The organism is Streptomyces sp. NPDC002125, from assembly GCF_053593715.1.
The window spans coordinates 290,204-310,427 of sequence record NZ_JBSFDD010000005.1 but is presented as its reverse complement, the minus strand read 5'-3'; the positions used below and the strand labels follow the sequence as shown (position 1 = coordinate 310,427).

Sequence of the window (20,224 nt, the reverse complement as noted above, 5' to 3'; positions counted from 1 at the left end):
GATGGAGAGCCCGGCCCGGTTCGCGGCGGCCTGAGCGGTGGTGCCGGTGTCAGGACCGGGTCAGCGCTTGATCTCCTTGATCTTGAGCATCCGCGTGATGACCTTGTCGAGCTCGTCGTCCCGGAAGACGTTCTTCCAGTCGTCGCGGACGATCGACTCGCGGCCGTAGTCCATCGCGATCAGGCACGCGTCGGAGAACGGGTTCGAGCCCTTGAGGGTGTTGGCCAGCGCGACCTGGGTGTGGCCGAGAAGCATGGCGCGGGCCGCCTTCTCCGGGACGCCCACCGTGTGGACGGTCTCGTGGAGGGCCTCGGTCAGCAGGGCGCCGACCATGCAGGCGATCGTCTCGACGAGGGTCGGCTCCAGGACGGCGAGCTGCTTGACCGTCACCCAGTGCACCTCGACGACCGGGGCGTACATGGTGGAGATGACGGCCTCGGCCAGCTCCTGGGCGGCCGGGTCGGCGGACTCGGCGGCGGGCTCGAAGGAGGCGACGACCTCCTGCGGGGCCGCGATGCCGCCGAAGGTGTCCGCCCACTCCTCCTTCGTCGTGCGCTCCAGGAACACCGACGGGTGGCAGGGGTGCGCGACGGCGTTGTGCACGTCCGCGCGACGGGTCAGCAGACCGGCGTACGCGGCGGCCGGGTCCAGCGTCAGCAGGATCGCGCCGGGCTTCATGACCGGGACGAGCTGCTCGGAGACCGTACCGAGGACGACGTCCGGCACGGCCAGGATCACGACGTCCGCCTGCGCGGCGGCGTCGGCGCTGTCCGTCAGCTCGCGGCCGAGCTCGCGGACGAGCTCCTGGCCCTTGGGGGAGTTCTCGGCGAAGAGGGTGGTGAAGTCGCTCTCGACCAGGTTGTTGGAGACGCGCTGGCCCATCTTGCCTGCGGCCCCGATGACGGCGACGGTCCTGGATCCGGTGGCCATTACTTGCTCCTCAGAAGGGTGTTGATGCTGTGCCGGGTCCACTGGTCCTCCAGGCGGGCGGTTTCCTCGAAATCGCCCTGCCAGGGGAGCCAGTGCTCCACGATCTGGTTGATGCCCCGCTCGTCCGCCCCGACGGTGTCGATCATGTGGCGGTAGTCGAGCAGGCCCTCGCCGAGAGGGCAGCCGGCGAAGGTGAAGCCGACCCAGCCGTCGCGGCGGGAGAACGAGAAGTCCTTGACGTGGATGTTCACCACGTGGGGGGCGGTGGCCTCGACGACGTCCACCGGCCGCTCCAGCCGGGCCACGCTGTTGCCCGGGTCCAGGACGACGCCGAGGTGCGGGCTGTCCACACCGCGTACGACGGCCAGCAGGTCGTCGGTGGAGACCTGTTCGTAGGTCTCCAGGCCGAGCGTGACGCCCGCTGCCGCGTAGGCGGGGACGGCCTCGCGCAGCAGGGCGGTGGCCTCCGCGACCGTCGGCCGGTGGTCCGCCGTGTTCAGCATGGAGCGGACCAGGGTGACGCCCAGACGCCGCGCGATCCGGAGGTAGGCGGTGAGGTGCTCGGTGCGCACACCCCTGGTGCCGAGCTCCAGCGTGATGCCGTGGCCGGCCGCCGTGGCGCGCAGGGCGTCGAGCCGCTCGTCGTCGTACGTCTCGATCGGCGGGTAGTCGCAGATCTGGAAGACCTCGCCGCCCAGCTCCCGGGTCTGCGCGAGCATCTCGTCGAGCGTGAGGGGGCGGGGCGCCTTGTCCGAGATGCGCCAGAAGTAGGCGTAGGTGCTCAGGCCGTAGGACATGCCAGGGCTCCTTCCGGCGCGGCGCCTTCCGGCGTCTCGCCTTCCAGCGTCTCGTCGAGGATGCGTTCCACCGCCGCCGGGTCGTGGGCGAAGCGGCCGAGGAACAGCCCGTCGACGCCCGTGCCCAGTTCGGTCAGCAGGCCGGGGCCCGCGCTTCCGCCGTAGATCACGCGGCTGCCGGCCAGGGCGGGCTGGGTGGCGAGCCAGGTGGTGAGGGCCTCGCAGACCGTCCGGATGTGCCCGGGGGAGGCGGGCCGGGGCGCGCCGATGGCCCACTGCGGCTCGTACGCGAGGATCACCGGGGCGAGGGGGCCCTCCTGGGACGCCGTGGCCAGGACGCGTTCGGCCTCGGCGACCGTGCGGGCGGCGGCCTCCGCCGGGGCGACCTGGTCGAGTTCGCCGACGCAGAGCACCGGGGTGAGGCCGTTGCGCAGGGCGGCGGCCGTCTTGGCGGCGACGACCGTGTCGCCCTCGCCGAAGAGCCGGCGGCGCTCGGCGTGGCCGACCTCGGCGTAGCGGGCACCGATCTCGTGCAGATGGGCGCCGCTGACCTCGCCGGTGTACGGACCGGAGTCCTCGGTGGCGAGGTCCTGCGCCCCGGTCCGCACCTCGGTACCGGCCAGGATGCCGGTGACCGGGACGAGCGCGGGGAAGGCGGGCAGCACGAACAGCTCGGCCGTGCCGCCGGTGACGGCAGGGTGCCGGGCGGCCAGGGAGGCGATGGCGCGGGCCCAGTTGAGGGTGTCGTGGTGGCCGAAGTACATCTTCAGGCTCACCCCGATCGTGACCCGGGGGTTCTGCGCGGCGTTCTGCGCGGCGGACATCAGGCTGCGGCTTCCTGCTGGTTCTCGTCGTTCTTGTTCTCGTAGTCGTCCATCAGCGCGACCTTGGCGGCGGAGGCCGACGCCTCGTCGAAGCGGTACGTCAGCCACTCGGCGGCCAGCCGGCGGGCCAGCTCCAGCCCGACGACGCGCTGGCCGAAGGTGAGGACCTGGGCGTTGTTGGAGAGGACGGCGCGCTCGACGGAGAAGGAGTCGTGCGCGGTGACGGCCCGGATTCCCTTGACCTTGTTGGCGGCGATGGCCACCCCGAGGCCGGTGCCGCAGACCAGGAGGGCGCGGTCGGCCTCGCCGCGGGCGACCATCTCGGCGGCGGCGATGGCGACCTTGGGATAGGCGGTGTGCCCGTCCGCGTCGACGCCCACATCGGTGACGGCGGCGACCAGACCGCTGGCCTCCAGGTCCTTCTTGAGCGCTTCCTTGTACGCGTGGCCGGCGTCGTCGGAGCCGACGACGATACGGAGCTTCTCGGACATCAGTGGTTCTCCAGGGTGGGTGCGAACACGCCGTGCACGGCGCGGACGATCAGGGCGAGCGAGTGGGCTCCGGCGTCCGGAGTGCCGAGGCTCTTCTCGGCGTGCGGGCGGGCGCGGCCCATCCGGGGGAGCAGGTCCGCGGTGGCCTCGGCGGCGGCGTGCGCGGAGTGCGCGGCCGTGTCCCAGGCGGTGGCGAGCGGCTGCCCCGCCTCGACGGCGGCAGTGAGCGCGTAGGAGAAGGGGACGAGGACGTCGACCATCGTCTTGTCGCCGACCTCCGCCTTCCCCAGCTCCATCACGCCCGCCGCCGCCTGGGCGACCCCGGAGGCCACCAGGGGCGCGGAGGGCCGCTCGGTGTCGCCGAGCGAGGCGCCGACGGCCCGGAGGATCACGCCCCACAGGGCTCCGGAGGTGCCGCCCGCACGGTCGGCCCAGGCGTCGGCGGCCCGGTGCAGAAGCGTTTCCGCGCCCGCGCCGAGCGCTTCGGCGCGGGCGGCGGCCTCGTACGCCCCGGTGGAGCCGCGCCGCATGCCGATCCCGTGGTCCCCGTCACCGGCGACCGCGTCGATCCGGCCGAGCTCGTCGGCGTGGATGTCGACGGTCTCCTTGAGGGCGCGCAGGGCCGCGAGGACGGTGCGGGCCGCCTCCCGGGACGCGTCGGAGGCGGGCGGGACGGTGTCCTCGGTGTCCTGTGCCGTGGCGTCCTCGGTGACCAGGTCCGCGGCCTCGACGACGCCCTTGCGATAGGCGGGGGCGTCGGCCGGGGCCGTCCACAGGGGCTCCAGCTCGTCGGTGAGCCAGCACAGGGTGAGCGAGACGCCCGCCATGTCGAAGCTGGTGACCAGCTCGCCGACCTCGGGGTCCACGGCCTCCACCCCGGCCTCGGCGAGGAGCTGGGCGACCCTGCGGTAGACGACGAACAGCTCCTCGTACTTCACGGAGCCGAGGCCGTTCAGGATCACGGCGGCCCGCTGCCCGCGCGGCGAGGCGACGCCCTCGGGGAGTTCGCCGAGCACGGTGGAGACGAGGAGTTCGGCCGCCTCGTCGGCGGTCGGCACGGGCTGCTCGCCCATGCCGGGTTCGCCGTGGATGCCGAGGCCGACGGCCATCCGGCCCTCGGGCACGGTGAAGAGGGGGTGGTCCGCGCCGGGCAGCGTGCAGCCGGAGAACGCGACCCCGAAGGACCGGGTGCGGGCGTTCGCCAGCTCGGCGATCCTGGTCACCTCGTCCAGCGGGAGCCCCGCTTCGGCCGCCGCCGCGGCTGCCTTGAATACGACCAGGTCACCGGCGACACCACGGCGCTTGTGCGCCTCGTCGGGCGAGGCGCTGGACATGTCGTCCGTGACGCCGAGCGTGCGGGCGGGTATGCCCTCGGCGGTCAGCTGCTGGGCCGCCTGGCCGAAGTGCAGGACGTCGCCCGCGTAGTTCCCGTATGCGAGGAGGACGCCGCCGCCGGTCTCGGCGGCCCGCGCGACCTGGCTCACCTGGTGGGCGGAGGGCGAGGCGAAGACGTTGCCGACCGCCGCGCCGTGGGCGAGGCCCTGGCCGACCAGGCCGGAGAAGGCCGGGTAGTGGCCGGAGCCGCCGCCGACCACGACGGCGACCTGGCCGGGAGCGGTCCGGGTGGCCCGGACCACCCCGCCCGGGACCTGGCGGACCCGGCGGGGGTGGGCGGCGACGAAGCCTTCGAGCGCCTCGTCGGCGAAGGCGGCGGGGTCGTTGGACAGGCGGGTCATCAGCGAACCTCTGCGAGAGGCCGGCCGTGGTTCGCGCCCTGGCCCTTGGACCGGTTGGCGAGCCACAGCATCAGCGCGGCGGACATGAGCATGAAGGCCCCGACCAGGAACAGCGGCAGGTAGTAGGCACCGCTGAAGTCCTTCAGCCAGCCGGTGACATAACCGGCGGCGAAGCCGGCCACGTTGCCCGCGGTGTTGATCAGGGCGATACCGGCGGCGGCTGCCGCACCGGTCAGGAACTGCGAGGGGACGGACCAGAAGACCGGCAGCGCGGCGAAGATCGCACACGCGGTGACGGTGATGACGGCGACCGTGGCGGCAGGCGAGCCCATGTAGAGGGCGAGCGGGATGGAGATCCCTCCGACGACCGCCGGGCCCGCGATGTGCCAGGTGCGGACACCGTGCCGGGTGGCGTGGCGGGACCAGAAGTAGAGGACGATCGCGGCCGGGAGATAGGGGATGGCCGTGATCAGGGCCTTGTCCATGACGCTGAACGTCGTGCCGAACTGTTCCTGGAAGCCGTTGATGATCGTCGGCAGGAAGAAGGCGAGGGCGTACAGGCCGTAGATGAAGCCGAAGTAGATGAGGGCGAGCGTCCAGACGCGGCCGTTGGTGAAGGCGGCCTTCAGTGCCTGCTTGCCGTGGCCGGTTTCCTCGTCGGCACCGGTCTTGCCGGCGTTCTCCGCGGCCAGCTCGTCCGTCAGCCAGGTCTTCTCCTCGGCGGTCAGCCACTTCGCGTCGGCCGGCTTGTCGATCAGGTAGAACCAGGCGATGACGCCCAGCAGGATGGCCGGGACGGACACGCCGAGGAACATCACGCGCCACCCCTCGAGGCCGAAGAGCCCGTGCTGGTTGATGAACCAGCCGGCCAGCGGGGCGCCGATGACGGTGGTCAGCGGCTGCGCCAGATAGAAGAGGCCGAGCACCTTCGTACGGTGCCGGGAGGGCACCCACTGGCTGAGGAAGAGGATCGCGCCGGGGAAGAACCCGGCCTCGGCGACACCGAGCAGGAAGCGGAGCGTATACAGCTGCTCGCTGTTCTGCACCCAGGTGAAGAGGAGGGCGACGACGCCCCAGCTCACCATGATCCTGGCCAGCCAGCGCCGGGCGCCGAACTTGTGCAGGGCCATGTTGCTGGGCACTTCGAGAATGATGTAGCCGATGAAGAAGACGCCGGAGGCGAAGCCGAACTGCGCCGCGGTGAGTGCGAGGTCCTGGCCCATGCCGTTCGGCTCGGCGAAGGAGACGGCCGTCCGGTCCAGGTAGTTCACGAAGAACATCAGGGCCACGAAGGGGACGAGACGGATCGAGACCTTCTTGATCGCTGATCTCTCGATCGCGGAATGCGCAGTCGCGCCCATGGAAGACTCCTCGCTTGCGGACCGCTTTGTCCGGTTCTGTGTCTACTCCGGCCGGTGAAGGCGAACCGTGGAAGGTCGTGTTTCCGGCCGGTGAACAACTCCAAGCTAGCCCCGGATCCTAAATTGGTCACCAATTTACCAAAGTGACGTAGGTCGCTCCCCTGAGCTCTTCTCCTGGACCGATGAGCGCGTTATCGTCCGCCCGCTCCGGGGTTCCGCCGCCCCGTCTGATGTACTGGTCAGCGTGTCCACGCAGCCCGAAGAGCCCGATTTCACGTCACTTCTGCGCCCCGTCGTCAGGGAGTCCTCGGTCAGTGAGGTGGCCAAGCGGCTCCTTGATCATCTGTCCGACGGCAACCTGAAGCCGGGCACGCGACTGCCCGCCGAGCGTCAGCTCGCCGACGCCCTGGGCGTCGCGCGCTCCAGCGTGCGCGGGGCGCTCTCGGCGCTGGACGTGCTGGGCATCATCGAGATCAGGCCGGGCTCGGGCTCGTACGTCCGCGAGGGGACCTCGGAGTTCCTGCCGCGCGCCATCAACTGGGGCCTGATGCTGGGTCAGCGCCGCACACAGGACCTCGTCGAGGTCCGCACCTTCATGGAGGGCATGTCGGCGCGGCTGGCCGCCGACCGCGCGTCCGAGGCGGACGTCGAGCGGCTGGAGGAGCACCTGGAGCGGATGCGGGAGGCGGGGACGGACGTCAAGGCGTTCATCGACGCCGATATCGCCTTCCACCTGGAGACCGCGAACATCGCCCGCAACACGGTGCTCAGCGACATCCTGCACTCCATCCGGGCCCTGCTCCAGGTGTGGATGGAGCGGGCGGGCGACATCGAGGGAACGGTCAGCGGGACGCTGCACGAGCACGGCGCCGTGCTCGACGCGATCAGGGCGGGGGACCCGGAGGGCGCGGACGCGGCGATGGCCGAGCACATGCGGCTCGCAAGCGACCGGCTGCGGCTCTCGCTCCGCGGCGACGAGGACTGACACCCGGCCCGTGCGTGGCGCCTGGCCCCTGCGGGGTGTCCGGCCCCTCTGGGCCGCTCGGCTCTTCCGTGGCGCCCGGCCCCTCCGTGAGGCGCAGCCCTTCCGTGGCGCCCGGCCCCTCGTCGGCCTTCGGCTCCGAGGGGGCGCTCAGCCCTGCGACTCCGCGACCGGGATCTCGCGCCGCCCGAGTCCGCCGAGCAGCGCCGGCAGCTCGGTCAGGGAGTCGACGCGCCAGTCCGCCGTCTCCAGGACGTCCGGGTGGTCCGCCCACCAATGACCGTACGGGCCACGCCGGATGTGCGCCGTGCGCAAGCCCGCCGACCTCGCGGGGAACAGGTCGTCTGCCGGGTGGTCGCCCACGTAGAGGGTGGCCTCGGGAGCGGCGCCCGACACCTCCAGCACACGGGCGAAGAACTCCGGGTCCGGCTTGGCCGCGCCCCACTCCTGCGAGGTGACGACCAGGTCGGCCGGCAGGTCCAGCGCCCGCAGCAGCTCTCCCGTCCGCGCCGTCCGGTCGCCCGCGACGACGACCCGCAGCCCGAGCGCGCGCAGTTCGGCCAGGGCGGGGCGGACGTCGGGATAGAGGTCCGTCTCGTCCAGGTGCTCGCCCCGCCCCGCCGCCGCACGGGCGTGATAGGCCTCGGTGACGTCCATGCCGGGGCGCAGCACCCGCAGGGCGTCGGCGGCGTCACGCCCTTGCACGACCGAGGCGCCGACCAGCGCGCTGACCGTGTGCGGCGGGACCCCGAGCCAGTCGGCCCACGAGGCCCAGAGGCGGTCGTCGCGGACGAGGGTTTCTCCGATGTCGAAGACGATCGTTTCCATCACCTCTCCGAGCCTACGGGGCAAGCGGTATATAACGGCCAAGGCGCCAGCGGTGAACAGCTGGTTACGCCGGACAGAGGCCCTGGTCCGGACCGGGTGCCGCGCTCGTATGCTCGGTTCATGACCGATGCTCAGCGCCCCACGACCAACGCCATGCGGCGTGCCCTGCGGCGGGCTCGCGACGGCGTCGCCCTCGATGTGGCCGAGGCCGCCGTCCTGCTCCAGGCCAGGGGGGAGGACCTGACCGACCTCGCCGCGTCCGCCGCCCGGGTCAGGGACGCGGGCCTCGAAGCCGCGGGCCGGCCGGGTGTGATCACGTACTCCCGCAAGGTCTTCATCCCGCTGACCCGGCTCTGCCGTGACACCTGCCACTACTGCACCTTCGTGACCGTGCCGGGCAAGCTCCGCAAGGCGGGGCACGGGATGTTCATGTCGCCGGACGAGATCCTCGACATCGCCCGCAAGGGCGCCGAAATGGGCTGCAAGGAGGCCCTGTTCACGCTCGGCGACCGCCCCGAGGACCGCTGGCCCGAGGCCCGCGAGTGGCTGGAGGCGGAGGGCTACGACGACACCCTCGCGTACGTACGCGCCATGGCGATCCGCGTCCTGGAGGAGACGGGACTGCTGCCGCACCTGAACCCGGGTGTGATGACGTGGACGGACCTCCAGCGGCTGAAGCCCGTCGCCCCCTCCATGGGCATGATGCTGGAGACCACGGCCACCCGGCTCTGGTCCGAGAAGGGCGGACCGCACTACGGCTCCCCGGACAAGGAGCCGGCCGTCCGGCTACGGGTGCTGGAGGACGCGGGCCGGTCCAACGTGCCGTTCACCACGGGCATCCTGATCGGCATCGGCGAGTCGTACGAGGAGCGGGCCGACTCCCTCTTCGAGCTGCGCAAGACGGCCCGCGCCTACCACGGCATACAGGAAGTCATCGTCCAGAACTTCCGCGCCAAGCCGGACACCGCGATGCGCGGGATGCCGGACGCCGAACTGGAGGAGCTGGCCGCGGCGATCGCCGTCGCCCGCCACATCCTCGGCCCCTCGGCCCGCATCCAGGCCCCGCCGAATCTCGTCGACGCCGAGTACGCCCTGCTGATCGGCGCGGGCATCGACGACTGGGGCGGCGTCTCACCGCTCACCCCGGACCATGTGAACCCCGAGCGCCCCTGGCCGCACATCGACGAACTCGCCGCACGCACCGCCGAGTCCGGCTTCCAGCTCCGCGAACGCCTCACCATCTACCCGGAGTTCATCCAGCGCGGTGAGCCCTGGCTCGACCCGCGCCTCCTCCCGCACGTGCGGGCGCTCGCCGACCCGGAGACGGGCCTGGCGAAGGAGGGCGCGATCCCGGCCGGGCTGCCCTGGCAGGAGCCCGACGAGGGCTTCAACGCCTCCGGCCGCACCGATCTGCACCGCACCATCGACACGGAGGGCCGCACCGGTGACCGGCGCGACGACTTCGACGAGGTGTACGGCGACTGGGAGGCCCTGCGCGAGGCCGCCGCCCCCGGCATGGTCCCGTCCAGGATCGACACCGACGTGCGCCAGGCGCTGAGCCAGGCCGCCGACGACCCCACGAAGCTCACCGACGACCAGGCCCTCGCCCTGCTCCACGCGGACGGCCCGGCGCTGGACGAGCTGTGCCGCATCGCGGACACCCTGCGCCGCGACGTGGTCGGTGACGACGTCACCTACATCGTCACCAGGAACATCAACTTCACCAACGTCTGTTACACCGGCTGTCGCTTCTGCGCCTTCGCCCAGCGGCGTACGGACGCCGACGCCTACACCCTCTCCCTGGACCAGGTCGCCGACCGGGCGGCCCAGGCGTGGGACGTCGGCGCGGTCGAGGTCTGCATGCAGGGCGGTATCCACCCGGACCTGCCCGGCACCGCGTACTTCGACATCGCGCGCGCGGTGAAGGAGCGCGTGCCCGGGATGCACGTCCACGCCTTCTCGCCGATGGAGGTCGTCAACGGGGCGACCCGCACCGGCATGTCCATCCGCGACTGGCTGACCGCCGCCAAGGAGGCCGGGCTCGACTCCATCCCCGGCACCGCGGCGGAGATCCTGGACGACGAGGTCCGCTGGGTCCTCACCAAGGGGAAGCTGCCCACCGCCACCTGGCTGGAGGTCATCAGGACGGCGCACGAGACGGGCCTGCGCTCCTCCTCCACGATGATGTACGGCCATGTCGACCAGCCCCGCCACTGGCTCGGGCACTTCAGGACGCTGGCCCGCCTCCAGCAGGAGACGGGCGGCTTCACGGAGTTCGTGACCCTGCCCTTCATCCACACCAACGCCCCGGTCTACCTGGCGGGCATCGCCCGCCCCGGACCCACCGACCGCGACAACCGCGCCGTCACCGCGATGGCCCGCCTGCTGCTCCACCCGCACATCACCAACATCCAGACGAGCTGGGTCAAGCTCGGCACGGAGGGCGCGGCCGAGATGCTGCGCTCGGGCGCCAACGACCTGGGCGGGACGCTGATGGAGGAGACCATCTCCCGTATGGCGGGCTCCAGTTACGGTTCGTACCGCTCGATCCAGGACCTCGTCGCCATCGCCGACCTGGCGGGCCGCCCGGCGAAGCCGCGTACGACGCTGTACGGCGAGGTGCCCGAGGAGCGCGTCAAGGCCGCCACGGCCTCGGACGGCCACCTGCCGGAGCTGCTGCCGGTGCTGGAGGGCTGACGCGGCCCCTCCTGCCGCACGGTCCTGCCCCGTACCCGTCCCGCTCGGGTGCGGGGCAGGACCCCGTGGTGCGTCCTGGGGCGCGGAGCGCGCTCAGCTTCCGTTCTCGCCGGCCGCCGTCGCGATCACGTCGTCCAGCACCTCCCGGGAGCGGCGCAGCTCCTCGATCTTCCGGTCGATGCGGTCGCGCTCCATGGACAGGTCGCCGACCAGGCGCGGGGTGGCGATCGCGGAGGGGCCGCCGTCCGAGTCCCGGACGCACGGCAGCAGCGCGGCGATCTTCGAGCTGCACAGTCCGGCCGCGTAGAACTCCTGGATACGGATCACGCGGTCGACCGCCCAGTCCGGGTAGTCGCGGTGGCCGCCCGGGGTACGGTCGGCGGTCAGCAGCCCCTGGGTCTCGTAATAGCGCAGGGAGCGCTCACTCACGCCCGTCAGCCGGGCCAGTTCGCCGATTCGCATGGGTTTTCTCGCCTCCGGACTTGAACCTGACACCGGTGTCAATTCTTACCGTTCCGGCATGACGAACGCAGCCACTTCCCCCAGGAAGCTCTTCGAGCCCGTCGTACTCGGCCCGCTCACGCTTCCCCACCGCCTCGTGATGGCCCCGCTGACCCGGAACCGTGCCACGGCCGAGGGCGTACCCACCCCGCTCATGGCCACCTACTACGCCCAGCGCGCCTCGGCGGGGTTCATCATCGCCGAGGCGTCCACGCCGAACCCCGTGGGCCAGACCTATCCGAACATCACGGCGATCCACAGCCCCGCCCAGGTCGAGGGCTGGCGCCGGGTGACCGAGGCCGTCCGGGCGGAGGGCGGGCGGATGTTCCTCCAGATCCAGCACGGCGGGCGCGCCGGCCACCCCGACACCAGCGGACTGACGCCCGTCGCCCCCTCGCCGATCGCGCTGCCCGAGACGATCCACACCCCGGCCGGGCGCGTGCCCTCGGTCGTACCCCGTGAGATGACCGCCGAGGACATCAGGTCCACCGTGGCCGACTTCGCCTCCGCCGCGCGCAACGCGATCGAGGCGGGCTTCGAGGGCGTCGAGGTGCACAGCGCCAACGGCCATCTGCTCCACCAGTTCCTGGGCCAGGGGACCAACCGGCGGACCGATGGCTACGGCGGGCCGGTGGCGCACCGCATCCGCTTCGTCGTGGAGGTCGTCGAGGCCGTGGCGGCGGAGATCGGCCCCGAGCGGGTGGGCCTGCGGATCTCGCCGTGGAGCACGGTCAACGGAATGGTGGAGGGTGACACCGAGGAGATCTACCCCGCACTCCTCGCCGCCCTCGCCGACCGCGGCCTGGCCTACCTCCATGTGGGATACGCCGACCCGGAGGACCCCGTCTTCCAGCGCATCCGCAAGGACTGGCCGGGCACCCTGATCGCCAACCCCGTGCTGCCGAAGGACCGCATCCCGGACGACGGCGGCGCCGCCCACGGCGAACGGCTGCTGGCCGCCGGGGCCGACGTGATCGCGCTCGGCCGCCCCTTCCTCGCCAACCCCGACCTGATCCGCCGGATGCGTACGGGCGGCCCGGTCAACCAGGTCCGGGACGCGTACATGATGTACGTGGGCGGGGAGACGGGCTACACGGACTACCCGACGCTGGACGCCGCGGGGTGAGCCGCGTGGGCGCGGACAGTCCGGTGATCGACAGGGCGCCCTGCGGGATGTGCTGCGGGTCGCGGAGTGCAGGCGGGGGCGGGCGTCCCGGGGCGCGGAAGACCTCTCCGTACGGGAGGACCTCGGCGCCCCGGGCGGGTGAAAGCGGGGTCAGAGCGACTTGACCGTCCCACCGTCGATGACGAAGTCGGCACCGGTGATGTTTCCGGCCACGTCCGAGAGCAGGAACGCGATCAGGGCCGCGACCTCACGCGGTTCGGTGATGCGTCCGGTCGTGATGCCGAAGGCCTGCGGTATCTGTTCGAGGAACGCGGCGTGCTCCGCCCCGGCGGCTGCCGCCACCTTGCCCCCGAAGCCGTCCGGGTCCTCCCAGATGGCGGTGCGCACCACACCGGGCGAGACGGTGTTGACGCGTACCCCCTGAGGGCCGAACTCCTCGGCCAGCGACTTCCCGAGGGCGGTGAGAGCCGCTTTGGCCGCGCTGTAGGCGACCGGGCCGGCCGCCGGCAGCCGGGAGTTGACGGACGACACGTTGACGATCGATCCGCGGCGCTCGATCAGGCCGGGCAGCGCCGCGCGGGTGGCACGGACGGCGCTCAGCAGATTGATGTCGAAGGTGCTGGTCCACTGCGTGTCGTCGGTGTCGAGGAAGCCGACGGGCTCCACGTCGTCCCCGCCTCCGACGTTGTTCACCAGGAGGTCGATGGCGCCGAACTCCCTGTGTGCTTCGGCCATCAGGGCCGCGACGCCGTCGGCGGTGCCGAGGTCCGCCGACACCGTCAGCGCTCCGGTCTCCTTCAGCTCGGGCGTGATGGTGCGGGCCGACCCGATGACGCGTACGCCCTCGGAGGCCAGCGTCCGGACGGTGGCGAGCCCGATGCCCCGGCCGGCACCCGTGACGACCGCGGTCCTGGAGGTGAGGTTGAGATCCATGGCGTGTCTCCAGTTCTGTAACTGTGGGTACAAAATGAGTCCAAAAGAAGACCCGGCCCTGGTGGGACGGGTGTGGTGCCGGGTCAGAGCGAGTCGATCGTCGCGTCGATCACACGGGCGAGCCGGTCGGGGCCCTCGGCGACACGCGCGATGAGCCGCATGCCGACGGTGGTGTTGAGCAGCAGGCTGCCCAGGGCGGCGGGGTCGCGGTCGGGGGTGATCTCTCCCCGGCGCTGCCCCTCCTCGACCAGTGCGCGGAACGCTCCCTCGGTGATGTCGAGTGTGCGGCGGACGATGTCGGCGGCCGTCTCGTCGGTTCCGGCGAGCTCCGCCGCCGTGTTCACCGCCATGCAGCCGCGGCGGTCGGGGTCGGCGAGGTCCATCTCCGCGAGGAGCGTCAGGACCTTGCGCAGGCGCTCCTTGACCGGGCCGGGTGCCTCGATCATCTCCGCCAGCGCCTGGGTCTGGCTGTCGCGGTACCGGCGGAGTGCCTGCTCGAAGAGGGCGTGCTTGCTTCCGAACGTGTTGTACAGGCTGCCCTTGCCGATGCCGAGCGCGTCCACCAGGTCCTGGGGGGTGGTGGCGCCGTAACCCTTGCGCCAGAACACCTCCATGGCCTGATCGACGGCGACTTCCGGATCGAACTGCTTGGGCCGTGCCATGGGTTGGACGGTAGACCTTATTGGACCTGTAGGTCAAGAACTAGGTGGGGCCCATCTGTGCGAGCCGTGCCCCGACCCGCCCCGGAAGGCCGCGCCGGAAACCATGAGGAAAGCCGCGCACACGGGCTCTCGCCCACCAGTCCGTACATTCCGTTCTGCCCCCTGAGCCGCGCCTTCCGTTCGATTACAGTGCTTGCGCAGTCGCACACGGTGGGCCGGACGGAAGGGGCACGGTGAGCACAGGGACCACAGCTGTCTGGGGCCGTGTCCAGCAGCAGGACTTCCGGAGCCGGGTACGGGGAGCACTGCTGGGCGGAGCCATCGGGGACGCGCTCGGCGCGGGCGTCTCCGGGCTGACCCTGGAGGCGATACGTGCCGCACACGGTGTGGACGGGGTGAGCGACTTCGTCCCCGCGCACGGCAGACGGGGCGCCGTCACCGCCGTCACCCAGCTGACCCTCTTCACCGTCGACGGGCTGATCCGCGCCCAGGTCCGCCGTGACACCGGCGCCTGGCACCCGCCCACCGACGTGCACCGCGCACATCTGCGCTGGGCCGCCACCCAGAGTGCCTGGGGGCCCGACGAGCGCCGCAAGGACAACGGATGGCTGGCCAGGGAGGAGTGGCTGTACGCCCGCCGCGCCCCCACCCGGGAGTGCCTGGCCGGCTTCGGCGACGCCACGATGGGCACCCTCGCCGTCCCCAAGAACCCCGCCGCGCGGGACTCGGCCGCGCTCACCCGCTCCGCGCCCTTCGGGCTGCTCGTCGGCTGGGAGCCGCAGCTCGTGCTCCAGCTGGCCGTCGAGTGCGCCGCCCACACCCACGGCCACGCCACGGCCCAGCTCGCGGCCGGAGCCCTCGCCGTGATGGTGCACGGGCTGGCCCGCGGCGAGACCCTGGACGGTGCGGTCCAGCACGCGCTGGCCCTGCTCGCCGAACGGGCGGGCAGCGAGCAGGTCACCGAGGGGCTCAGGCAGGCCCTCGGCTCCGTACGCCAGGGGATTCCGGGACCCGCGCTCATCGAGGCGCTCGGTGACACGGACTCCGCGGAGGAGGTGCTCGCCGTGGCGCTGTACTGCGCGCTGGTCGGCGAGGACGTACGCCATGGTCTGCGGCTCGCGGTGAATCACTCCGGTCCTTCGGCCGCAACGGGGGCGGTCTGCGGGGCGCTCCTGGGGGCGCTGCACGGGGAGACGGCGCTGCCGCCCGCCTGGCTCGCGGAGCTGGAGGGGCGCTCGACGCTCCTCGAACTCTCCGACGACTTCGCGATGGAGATGACCCAGGGCCCCGCCCTGCACGGCCCGGCCGCCGTGGCGCCCGGCTGGCTGGCCCGCTACCCGCGCGACTGAGCGGGAACCGGACGGAAGACAGAAGTGGGCGGACGCCGCCGCGCCCGCCCACCGTTCCTGTGTCCCCGGCACGTCCCCACGCACAGGGACGTCCGGGGACGGGTCAGTCCCTCACGCCTTCGTGGACACCCGTGCCCTCGGACCCCTTCTGCAGCGGAATGCCCGCGGCCGCCGCTCCGCCGGCGGGGCCCCCGTCGTCCGAGTTGATCTGCTCGATCAACGCGTCGCGCTCCGGGGTGTCCTCGGGCTTGATGAAGCCGATGACGACGTAGAGCACCAGCGAGATCGCGAGCGGCAGCGCCACCTGGTACTGCAACGCGACGTCCGTCTTCACCGAACCGTCGAAGTTGTAGTTGGTGAAGTAGAAGGCGAGCAGCCCCGCCGCCCAGCTGGTGAGCGCCGCCGTCGGGCCGGACCTCCGGAACCTGCGCAGCAGGCCCAGCATGAACGGGATCGCGATCGGGCCCATCAGACCGGCCACCCACTTGATGACGACCGAGATGATGTCCTTGAACGTCGGCGAGTTGATCTGGGTCGCCAGTGCCATGGACAGGCCGAGGAAGGCCAGCGTGGACAGCCGCGCGGCCAGCAGACCGCTGCGGTTGCTCCAGGTGCGCGCCGCCTTGGAGAAGACCGGCGCGATGTCCCGGGTGAAGACCGCCGAGATGGCGTTGGCGTCGGAGGAGCACATGGCCATCGTGTGCGAGAAGAAGCCGACGACGACCAGTCCGAGCAGACCGTGCGGCAGCAGCTGCTCGGTCATCAGGGCGTAACTGTCCGACGCGTCGGGCTTCTTGGCCTCGACGAGCAGCGGGGCCACCCACATCGGGAAGAAGAGCACCACGGGCCAGATCAGCCACAGAGCGGCGGACAGGTATGCGGAACGGGTCGCCGACCGTGCGGAGTCCGTGGCCATGTAGCGCTGGGCCTGGTTCCACATGCCGCCGTTGTACTCGAAGGTCTTGATGAAGAGGTACGCCAGCAGGAAGGTCACGGTGTACGGGCCGGCAGTCGGCTCCGTGTGGCCCTCGGGCAGCTTGTCCCAGACCGTCCACAGCGAGCTGAAGCCGCCCAGCTTGCTCATGACGATCACCAGCATGGCCAGACCGGCGAAGAGCTGGATGATGAACTGCCCGAGCTCGGTGAGCGCGTCGGCCCACAGGCCGCCGACCGTGCAGTAGACGGCCGTGATGATGCCGGTGATGAAGATGCCCTGGGTGAGGGTGATGCCCGTGAAGACGGAGAGCAGCGTGGCGATGGCGGCCCACTTGGCGCCGACGTCCACGATCTTCAGCAGCAGCCCGGACCAGGCCAGGGCCTGCTGGGTGGGCACGTTGTAACGGTTCTTCAGATACTCCAGCGGCGAGGCGACGTGCAGCCGCGAGCGCAGCCGGTTGAGCCTGGGCGCGAAGAGCTTCGCTCCGATGCCGATACCGATGGCGATCGGCAGCGACCACGTCACGAAGGACGTGACGCCGTACTGATACGCGATACCGGCGTAACCGGTGAACATCACCGCGCTGTAACCGGACATGTGGTGCGAGATGCCCGACAGCCACCACGGCATCTTGCCGCCGGCCGTGAAGAAGTCGCTGACGTTGTCCACGCGTTTGTGCGACCAGAGTCCGATCGCGACCATCACACCGAAGTAGCCGATGAGCACGGCCCAGTCGAGACTGTTCATGTGCCCCCTCCAGGGGTCCGCCTTGTGAACGGGAACGCACTTCGTCAGTACGGCCGTTCAGCGGGTCCCCGTGCGGGAGCGGGGCTTCGGGGATTGAACCGCTTGTCCGGGCCCTCGGTCAAGGTTTTCTCGGTCAGAGATGTGAACGCGGATCAGCAAGACGAACGATTTTACTTGTTCTTGACCTTGCGGGGCGTTGTCGTGAACGTGACCACGGCCACACGATGAGCGGGCACTTCGTCAGGCTGTGCAGAGACCGACGCTACAGACCAAGGAACGCCCGAGAACGCAGAACGACCGCACGGGATGCGGGTCCCGTGCGGCCGGAAAAGGGGGAGAACTGAGCCTGTCGGACGGCGCCGACCGCAGGGCGGTCGGTGTGCCGCTCCTGGCCGCTGTAAGGGTGGGCTGCCTCTCCCCGGGTTCCACCTGACAGCGGAGAGCCGCCACGCATAGTGTGGTTGTCCTGACCAGGTGCTGCACGGGGCGCCGACGGACTGGGGGGCGCGGATGGACGCACAGTTGATCGAACTGGCTCGGGCTGCGGGAGCCTCGGTGGTCACACTCATGGCCACCGACGCCTGGGAGAGGACCCGGGACGGCATCGTCTCCCTCTGGCAACGGGCCAACCCCTCGCGCGCCGACGGTGTTCAGGGCGAACTGGACGCGACACGCGACGATCTGCTCACGGCCAGGGAAACCGGCGACGAGCTGACCGAGCAGGAGCTTCGCGACGCGTGGACGGGCCGCGTACGACGTCTGCTCAGCGAGAGGCCGGAGATCGCCGAGGACCTGCGCAGGATTCTGCTGGAGCTCGATCCCGAGGCGGACGGCGCGCCGCACAGTGTGCAGATGCGTGCCGAAGCGTCCGGGAGCGGCCGCGTCTACCAGGCGGGGCGCGATCAGCACATCACCGAGCGATGAGCGGTCCCGAGCCGCAGGCCGAACGCCCGGTGCACGGGCGGGCGTCGGGGCAGGGCCGTGTCTATCAGACGACCGGCGACCAGTACGTCACCGAGAACCACTACCACCAGGCACCTGAGCCGGGTGTGTCTCTCTTCGGGCCGTCAGCGCGGCGAACGGTGGTGCGGCCGCAACCATCCTGGGCCTACGGCACTTCAGCGCCGGATTCCGTCCGCACCCCTCTCGTGGGCAGGGCTCCGCGCATCCTCCGGGACCGCACCGATCTGATGGCCAGGCTGACGGAGGCGGTGGAGCACGGTGGCGGGGGTGTCCATGTGCTGCACGGGATGGGCGGCTGCGGCAAGACCGCCGTGGCGCAGACCCTCTTCAACAACGTCTCCGGCAGGGACGATCGCATAGGCCTATGGGTCAATGCCTCCGAGCGGGCCACGCTCCGTGCTGGAATGCTTGCCGTGGCCGCTGATCGCGGTGCGGAGACTTCCGAGCTCGCCGCCGCACATGACGGGCGGCGGGCGTCGTCCGATCTCGTCTGGCATTACCTGAACTACTCGGCACAGCCATGGTTCTTGGTTCTGGACAACGCAGATGATCCTGCAGCCCTCGAAGAAGGCGCATGGCTCAGATCCAGCACCCGCGGAACGGTCGTCGTGACCACGCGCGTGGGCGGCTCGCGCGTATGGAACGGGGCAGAGCTGCACCCCGTGGGCGTGCTGCCGGTGAAAGACGCGGCACTCGTGCTGCACGATCTCGCTCCGACCACCGGTACCCCGCGCGAGGCGGAGATGGTGGCCCGGAGGCTCGAATGCCTCCCGCTCGCCCTGGCTTTGGCTGGATCATTTCTGTCCCGTCAGCTTTTGGAGAACTGGTCCATGAGTGATTACCGGCGACACCTCGACGAGAACCCCACCGAACTGATCGACCGAGGAGCGGAGCCGGGAAGTTCGGAGGGCAATGCCCGGCAACTCGTGGGGCGGACTTGGGAGATCTCGCTGAGTTCCCTGGCCGACGACGGCCTTCCCGAGTGCGCTTCACTCCTTCGTCTGCTCTCCTGCTGGAGCTCCGATCCGGTTCCGCTGTCCCTGCTGCGCCCCTTGTCCGTAGGCGCTGTCGACTTGGGAGCCGTGGATCCGCCGCTGCCCGGCGACCGGGTCGAGCCCGCGCTCCGAGGCCTCCTGGACCACTCCATGATCTCGCTTGTCGACGTCGGTGAGGGGGGCGGCGCCGTGCGGTGCGTCAAGGCCCACGGAGTCCTGCTCGACAGCGTCGCGGCCGCCGTGCCGAGTGAGCAGCGGACGCTCTTGACCGAGGGGGCGGCGCGGCTGCTCGAAGCGGAGATTCCCGCCGAGGTGAGCGGGGGAGCGGGACTGGACCGCGTACGTGGTCTTGTTCCGCACGTGATGAGGATGCTGGGACTGGTGGAGGGCCCCGCCACCGGTGCTGACGTGGTCGGCATCGCGAATTTGCTGTCTCGGCACGCATTCGCCGGCGGCGACTACTACGCGTCCCTGCACGTGGCTCAGGCGGCATCCAAGGTCTCGGAAACGCACCTGGGGGCTGATCACCCGCACACCCTCGGTGCCCAACACGACATGGCCTTGGCCCTCTTCAGGCTGGGACGGTTCGAGGAATCCGAACGTATTCATCGGAAAGTACTGGATGGGCGGGAAAGGGTTCTCGGTGAGGAACACCCGGAGACCCTGCAGAGCGTCCTTTCCTACCACGAGCCCCTGGGGCAATTGGGGCGGCTCGAGGAATGCGTCGCCGCTCTGAGGAGAGCTCAGGAAGTTCGAGGCAGGGTTTTCGGAGAGAATCATTCCGAAACCCTCTATGCCCGGGCATTGCTCATCGAATATCTGGCCATGGCAGGTGCCGTGGAGGAATTCGATTCTGCGGGGCCCGAAACAATGGAGCTCTGTGAGGAGGTCCTTGGTGCCGATGCTTTGGCGACCGTCGTGAGTCACCACAATTTCGCTTTCGGGCTCTACCACTTCGGCAGGTTTGAGCAGGCGGAACCGATTGCACGCATGGCCCTGGCGGGTCGTCGGCGCGTACAGGGTGCCGAACACCCACTGGTTCTCTCGGCGACGGTTCTTCTGAGCTGGATCCTGGCCGCGCGCGGGGCGCTGGAGGAATCGATCTCCTTGGCAAGGATCGTGGTGAGCGGGCAGGAGCGTTCCCTGGGGGCGGAGCACCCGTACCTGCTCACGAATCGAACGGGGTTGGCCGCTTCTCTGGCGGCCTTCGGCGAGGTGGCGGAGGCTCAGGCGCTCGCGCGCCTGAATCTTCCGCTGTGCGAGCGGGTGCTGGGTGCTGATGACCCTGTGACGGTCAAGACCCGCAGTCTTTCGGTCGCTCCTGAGTGAGCAGCGACCCTCTCGGCCAGGACGGCGACCAGTCGA

The 20,224-nt window shown here is 70.6% G+C and carries 17 protein-coding genes; 6 read left to right on the top strand and 11 right to left on the bottom strand.

Annotated elements, in window-relative coordinates; all coding sequences use genetic code 11:
• Positions 1–60: 60 nt before the first annotated feature.
• Genes ACWCQM_RS12075 through ACWCQM_RS12050 form a run of 6 tightly spaced genes read right to left on the bottom strand, consistent with a single transcriptional unit; the run spans position 61 to position 6,139 of the window.
• Positions 61–930, bottom strand: coding sequence for a phosphogluconate dehydrogenase C-terminal domain-containing protein (locus ACWCQM_RS12075; protein ID WP_450915189.1), 870 nt, complete (start codon positions 928–930; stop codon positions 61–63).
• Positions 930–1,727 carry a sugar phosphate isomerase/epimerase family protein gene (locus ACWCQM_RS12070; RefSeq protein WP_450915188.1) on the bottom strand — a complete coding sequence of 266 codons (798 nt, stop codon included), beginning with the start codon at positions 1,725–1,727 and terminating at the stop codon, positions 930–932. Before ACWCQM_RS12070 ends, ACWCQM_RS12075 begins: the two co-directional genes overlap by 1 nt.
• Positions 1,712–2,551 (bottom strand): triose-phosphate isomerase family protein, encoded by an 840-nt coding sequence (locus ACWCQM_RS12065; protein ID WP_450915187.1) that lies wholly within the window; start codon positions 2,549–2,551, stop codon positions 1,712–1,714. The genes ACWCQM_RS12070 and ACWCQM_RS12065 overlap by 16 nt, the downstream gene beginning before the upstream one ends.
• Positions 2,551–3,042 (bottom strand): ribose-5-phosphate isomerase, encoded by a 492-nt coding sequence (locus tag ACWCQM_RS12060; RefSeq protein WP_450915186.1) that lies wholly within the window; start codon positions 3,040–3,042, stop codon positions 2,551–2,553. Before ACWCQM_RS12060 ends, ACWCQM_RS12065 begins: the two co-directional genes overlap by 1 nt.
• Positions 3,042–4,778, bottom strand: a complete 1,737-nt coding sequence (locus ACWCQM_RS12055; protein WP_450915185.1) for a dihydroxyacetone kinase family protein — start codon at positions 4,776–4,778, stop codon at positions 3,042–3,044. The genes ACWCQM_RS12060 and ACWCQM_RS12055 overlap by 1 nt, the downstream gene beginning before the upstream one ends.
• On the bottom strand, positions 4,778–6,139 hold the full coding sequence (locus ACWCQM_RS12050; RefSeq protein ID WP_450915184.1) for an MFS transporter: 1,362 nt from the start codon (positions 6,137–6,139) through the stop codon (positions 4,778–4,780). The genes ACWCQM_RS12055 and ACWCQM_RS12050 overlap by 1 nt, the downstream gene beginning before the upstream one ends.
• Positions 6,140–6,383: 244 nt before the next feature.
• Between ACWCQM_RS12050 and ACWCQM_RS12045 the strand changes: the two genes are divergently transcribed.
• A complete protein-coding gene (locus ACWCQM_RS12045; RefSeq protein WP_450915183.1) occupies positions 6,384–7,124 on the top strand; it encodes a FadR/GntR family transcriptional regulator in 741 nt (246 codons plus the stop codon).
• Between the two features lie 147 nt (positions 7,125–7,271).
• On the opposite strand, the gene ACWCQM_RS12040 is transcribed toward ACWCQM_RS12045, so the two are convergent.
• Complete coding sequence (locus ACWCQM_RS12040) at positions 7,272–7,949, bottom strand: HAD family hydrolase (RefSeq protein WP_450915269.1); 678 nt, start codon at positions 7,947–7,949, stop codon at positions 7,272–7,274.
• Positions 7,950–8,069: 120 nt separating this feature from the next.
• Between ACWCQM_RS12040 and ACWCQM_RS12035 the strand changes: the two genes are divergently transcribed.
• Positions 8,070–10,646: a bifunctional FO biosynthesis protein CofGH gene (locus tag ACWCQM_RS12035; protein ID WP_450915182.1), complete on the top strand. Its 2,577-nt coding sequence runs from the start codon at positions 8,070–8,072 to the stop codon at positions 10,644–10,646.
• Positions 10,647–10,739: 93 nt separating this feature from the next.
• Here the strand turns inward: ACWCQM_RS12035 and ACWCQM_RS12030 are convergent, their stop codons facing one another.
• Complete coding sequence (locus tag ACWCQM_RS12030; protein WP_450915181.1) at positions 10,740–11,108, bottom strand: MerR family transcriptional regulator; 369 nt, start codon at positions 11,106–11,108, stop codon at positions 10,740–10,742.
• Between the two features lie 58 nt (positions 11,109–11,166).
• Here ACWCQM_RS12030 and ACWCQM_RS12025 point away from each other — a divergent pair, with 58 nt between their 5' ends.
• Positions 11,167–12,273 carry an alkene reductase gene (locus tag ACWCQM_RS12025; RefSeq protein WP_450915180.1) on the top strand — a complete coding sequence of 369 codons (1,107 nt, stop codon included), beginning with the start codon at positions 11,167–11,169 and terminating at the stop codon, positions 12,271–12,273.
• 150 nt (positions 12,274–12,423) lie between these two features.
• Here ACWCQM_RS12025 and ACWCQM_RS12020 read toward each other — a convergent pair whose 3' ends face one another.
• The gene (locus ACWCQM_RS12020; protein WP_450915179.1) at positions 12,424–13,206 is read right to left on the bottom strand and encodes an SDR family NAD(P)-dependent oxidoreductase; all 783 of its coding nucleotides are present in this window, start codon (positions 13,204–13,206) and stop codon (positions 12,424–12,426) included.
• 83 nt (positions 13,207–13,289) lie between these two features.
• Positions 13,290–13,868 carry a TetR/AcrR family transcriptional regulator gene (locus ACWCQM_RS12015; RefSeq protein ID WP_450915178.1) on the bottom strand — a complete coding sequence of 193 codons (579 nt, stop codon included), beginning with the start codon at positions 13,866–13,868 and terminating at the stop codon, positions 13,290–13,292.
• A gap of 233 nt (positions 13,869–14,101) precedes the next feature.
• Here ACWCQM_RS12015 and ACWCQM_RS12010 point away from each other — a divergent pair, with 233 nt between their 5' ends.
• The gene (locus ACWCQM_RS12010) at positions 14,102–15,217 is read left to right on the top strand and encodes an ADP-ribosylglycohydrolase family protein (RefSeq protein WP_450915177.1); all 1,116 of its coding nucleotides are present in this window, start codon (positions 14,102–14,104) and stop codon (positions 15,215–15,217) included.
• Positions 15,218–15,320: 103 nt separating this feature from the next.
• Here the strand turns inward: ACWCQM_RS12010 and ACWCQM_RS12005 are convergent, their stop codons facing one another.
• Positions 15,321–16,901 (bottom strand): sodium:solute symporter family protein, encoded by a 1,581-nt coding sequence (locus tag ACWCQM_RS12005; RefSeq protein WP_450915176.1) that lies wholly within the window; start codon positions 16,899–16,901, stop codon positions 15,321–15,323.
• 510 nt (positions 16,902–17,411) lie between these two features.
• On the opposite strand from ACWCQM_RS12005, the gene ACWCQM_RS12000 reads away from it, so the two are divergent.
• Both ACWCQM_RS12000 and ACWCQM_RS11995 read left to right on the top strand, forming a co-directional pair.
• Complete coding sequence (locus ACWCQM_RS12000) at positions 17,412–17,825, top strand: hypothetical protein (protein ID WP_450915175.1); 414 nt, start codon at positions 17,412–17,414, stop codon at positions 17,823–17,825.
• Entirely contained in the window at positions 17,822–20,188 is a 2,367-nt protein-coding gene (locus ACWCQM_RS11995) for a tetratricopeptide repeat protein (protein WP_450915174.1), read from the top strand. The genes ACWCQM_RS12000 and ACWCQM_RS11995 overlap by 4 nt, the downstream gene beginning before the upstream one ends.
• Positions 20,189–20,224 lie beyond the last annotated feature (36 nt).

Coding starts and splice junctions, on each gene's coding strand:
- ACWCQM_RS12020 (WP_450915179.1), bottom strand. CDS start 13,206: ATGGATCTCAACCTCACCTCCAGGACCGCGGTCGTCACGGGTGCCGGC.
- ACWCQM_RS12055 (WP_450915185.1), bottom strand. CDS start 4,778: ATGACCCGCCTGTCCAACGACCCCGCCGCCTTCGCCGACGAGGCGCTC.
- ACWCQM_RS12030 (WP_450915181.1), bottom strand. CDS start 11,108: ATGCGAATCGGCGAACTGGCCCGGCTGACGGGCGTGAGTGAGCGCTCC.
- ACWCQM_RS12060 (WP_450915186.1), bottom strand. CDS start 3,042: ATGTCCGAGAAGCTCCGTATCGTCGTCGGCTCCGACGACGCCGGCCAC.
- ACWCQM_RS12005 (WP_450915176.1), bottom strand. CDS start 16,901: ATGAACAGTCTCGACTGGGCCGTGCTCATCGGCTACTTCGGTGTGATG.
- ACWCQM_RS11995 (WP_450915174.1), top strand. CDS start 17,822: ATGAGCGGTCCCGAGCCGCAGGCCGAACGCCCGGTGCACGGGCGGGCG.
- ACWCQM_RS12050 (WP_450915184.1), bottom strand. CDS start 6,139: ATGGGCGCGACTGCGCATTCCGCGATCGAGAGATCAGCGATCAAGAAG.
- ACWCQM_RS12075 (WP_450915189.1), bottom strand. CDS start 930: ATGGCCACCGGATCCAGGACCGTCGCCGTCATCGGGGCCGCAGGCAAG.
- ACWCQM_RS12015 (WP_450915178.1), bottom strand. CDS start 13,868: ATGGCACGGCCCAAGCAGTTCGATCCGGAAGTCGCCGTCGATCAGGCC.
- ACWCQM_RS12040 (WP_450915269.1), bottom strand. CDS start 7,949: ATGGAAACGATCGTCTTCGACATCGGAGAAACCCTCGTCCGCGACGAC.
- ACWCQM_RS12065 (WP_450915187.1), bottom strand. CDS start 2,551: ATGTCCGCCGCGCAGAACGCCGCGCAGAACCCCCGGGTCACGATCGGG.
- ACWCQM_RS12035 (WP_450915182.1), top strand. CDS start 8,070: ATGACCGATGCTCAGCGCCCCACGACCAACGCCATGCGGCGTGCCCTG.
- ACWCQM_RS12070 (WP_450915188.1), bottom strand. CDS start 1,727: ATGTCCTACGGCCTGAGCACCTACGCCTACTTCTGGCGCATCTCGGAC.
- ACWCQM_RS12025 (WP_450915180.1), top strand. CDS start 11,167: ATGACGAACGCAGCCACTTCCCCCAGGAAGCTCTTCGAGCCCGTCGTA.
- ACWCQM_RS12000 (WP_450915175.1), top strand. CDS start 17,412: ATGGACGCACAGTTGATCGAACTGGCTCGGGCTGCGGGAGCCTCGGTG.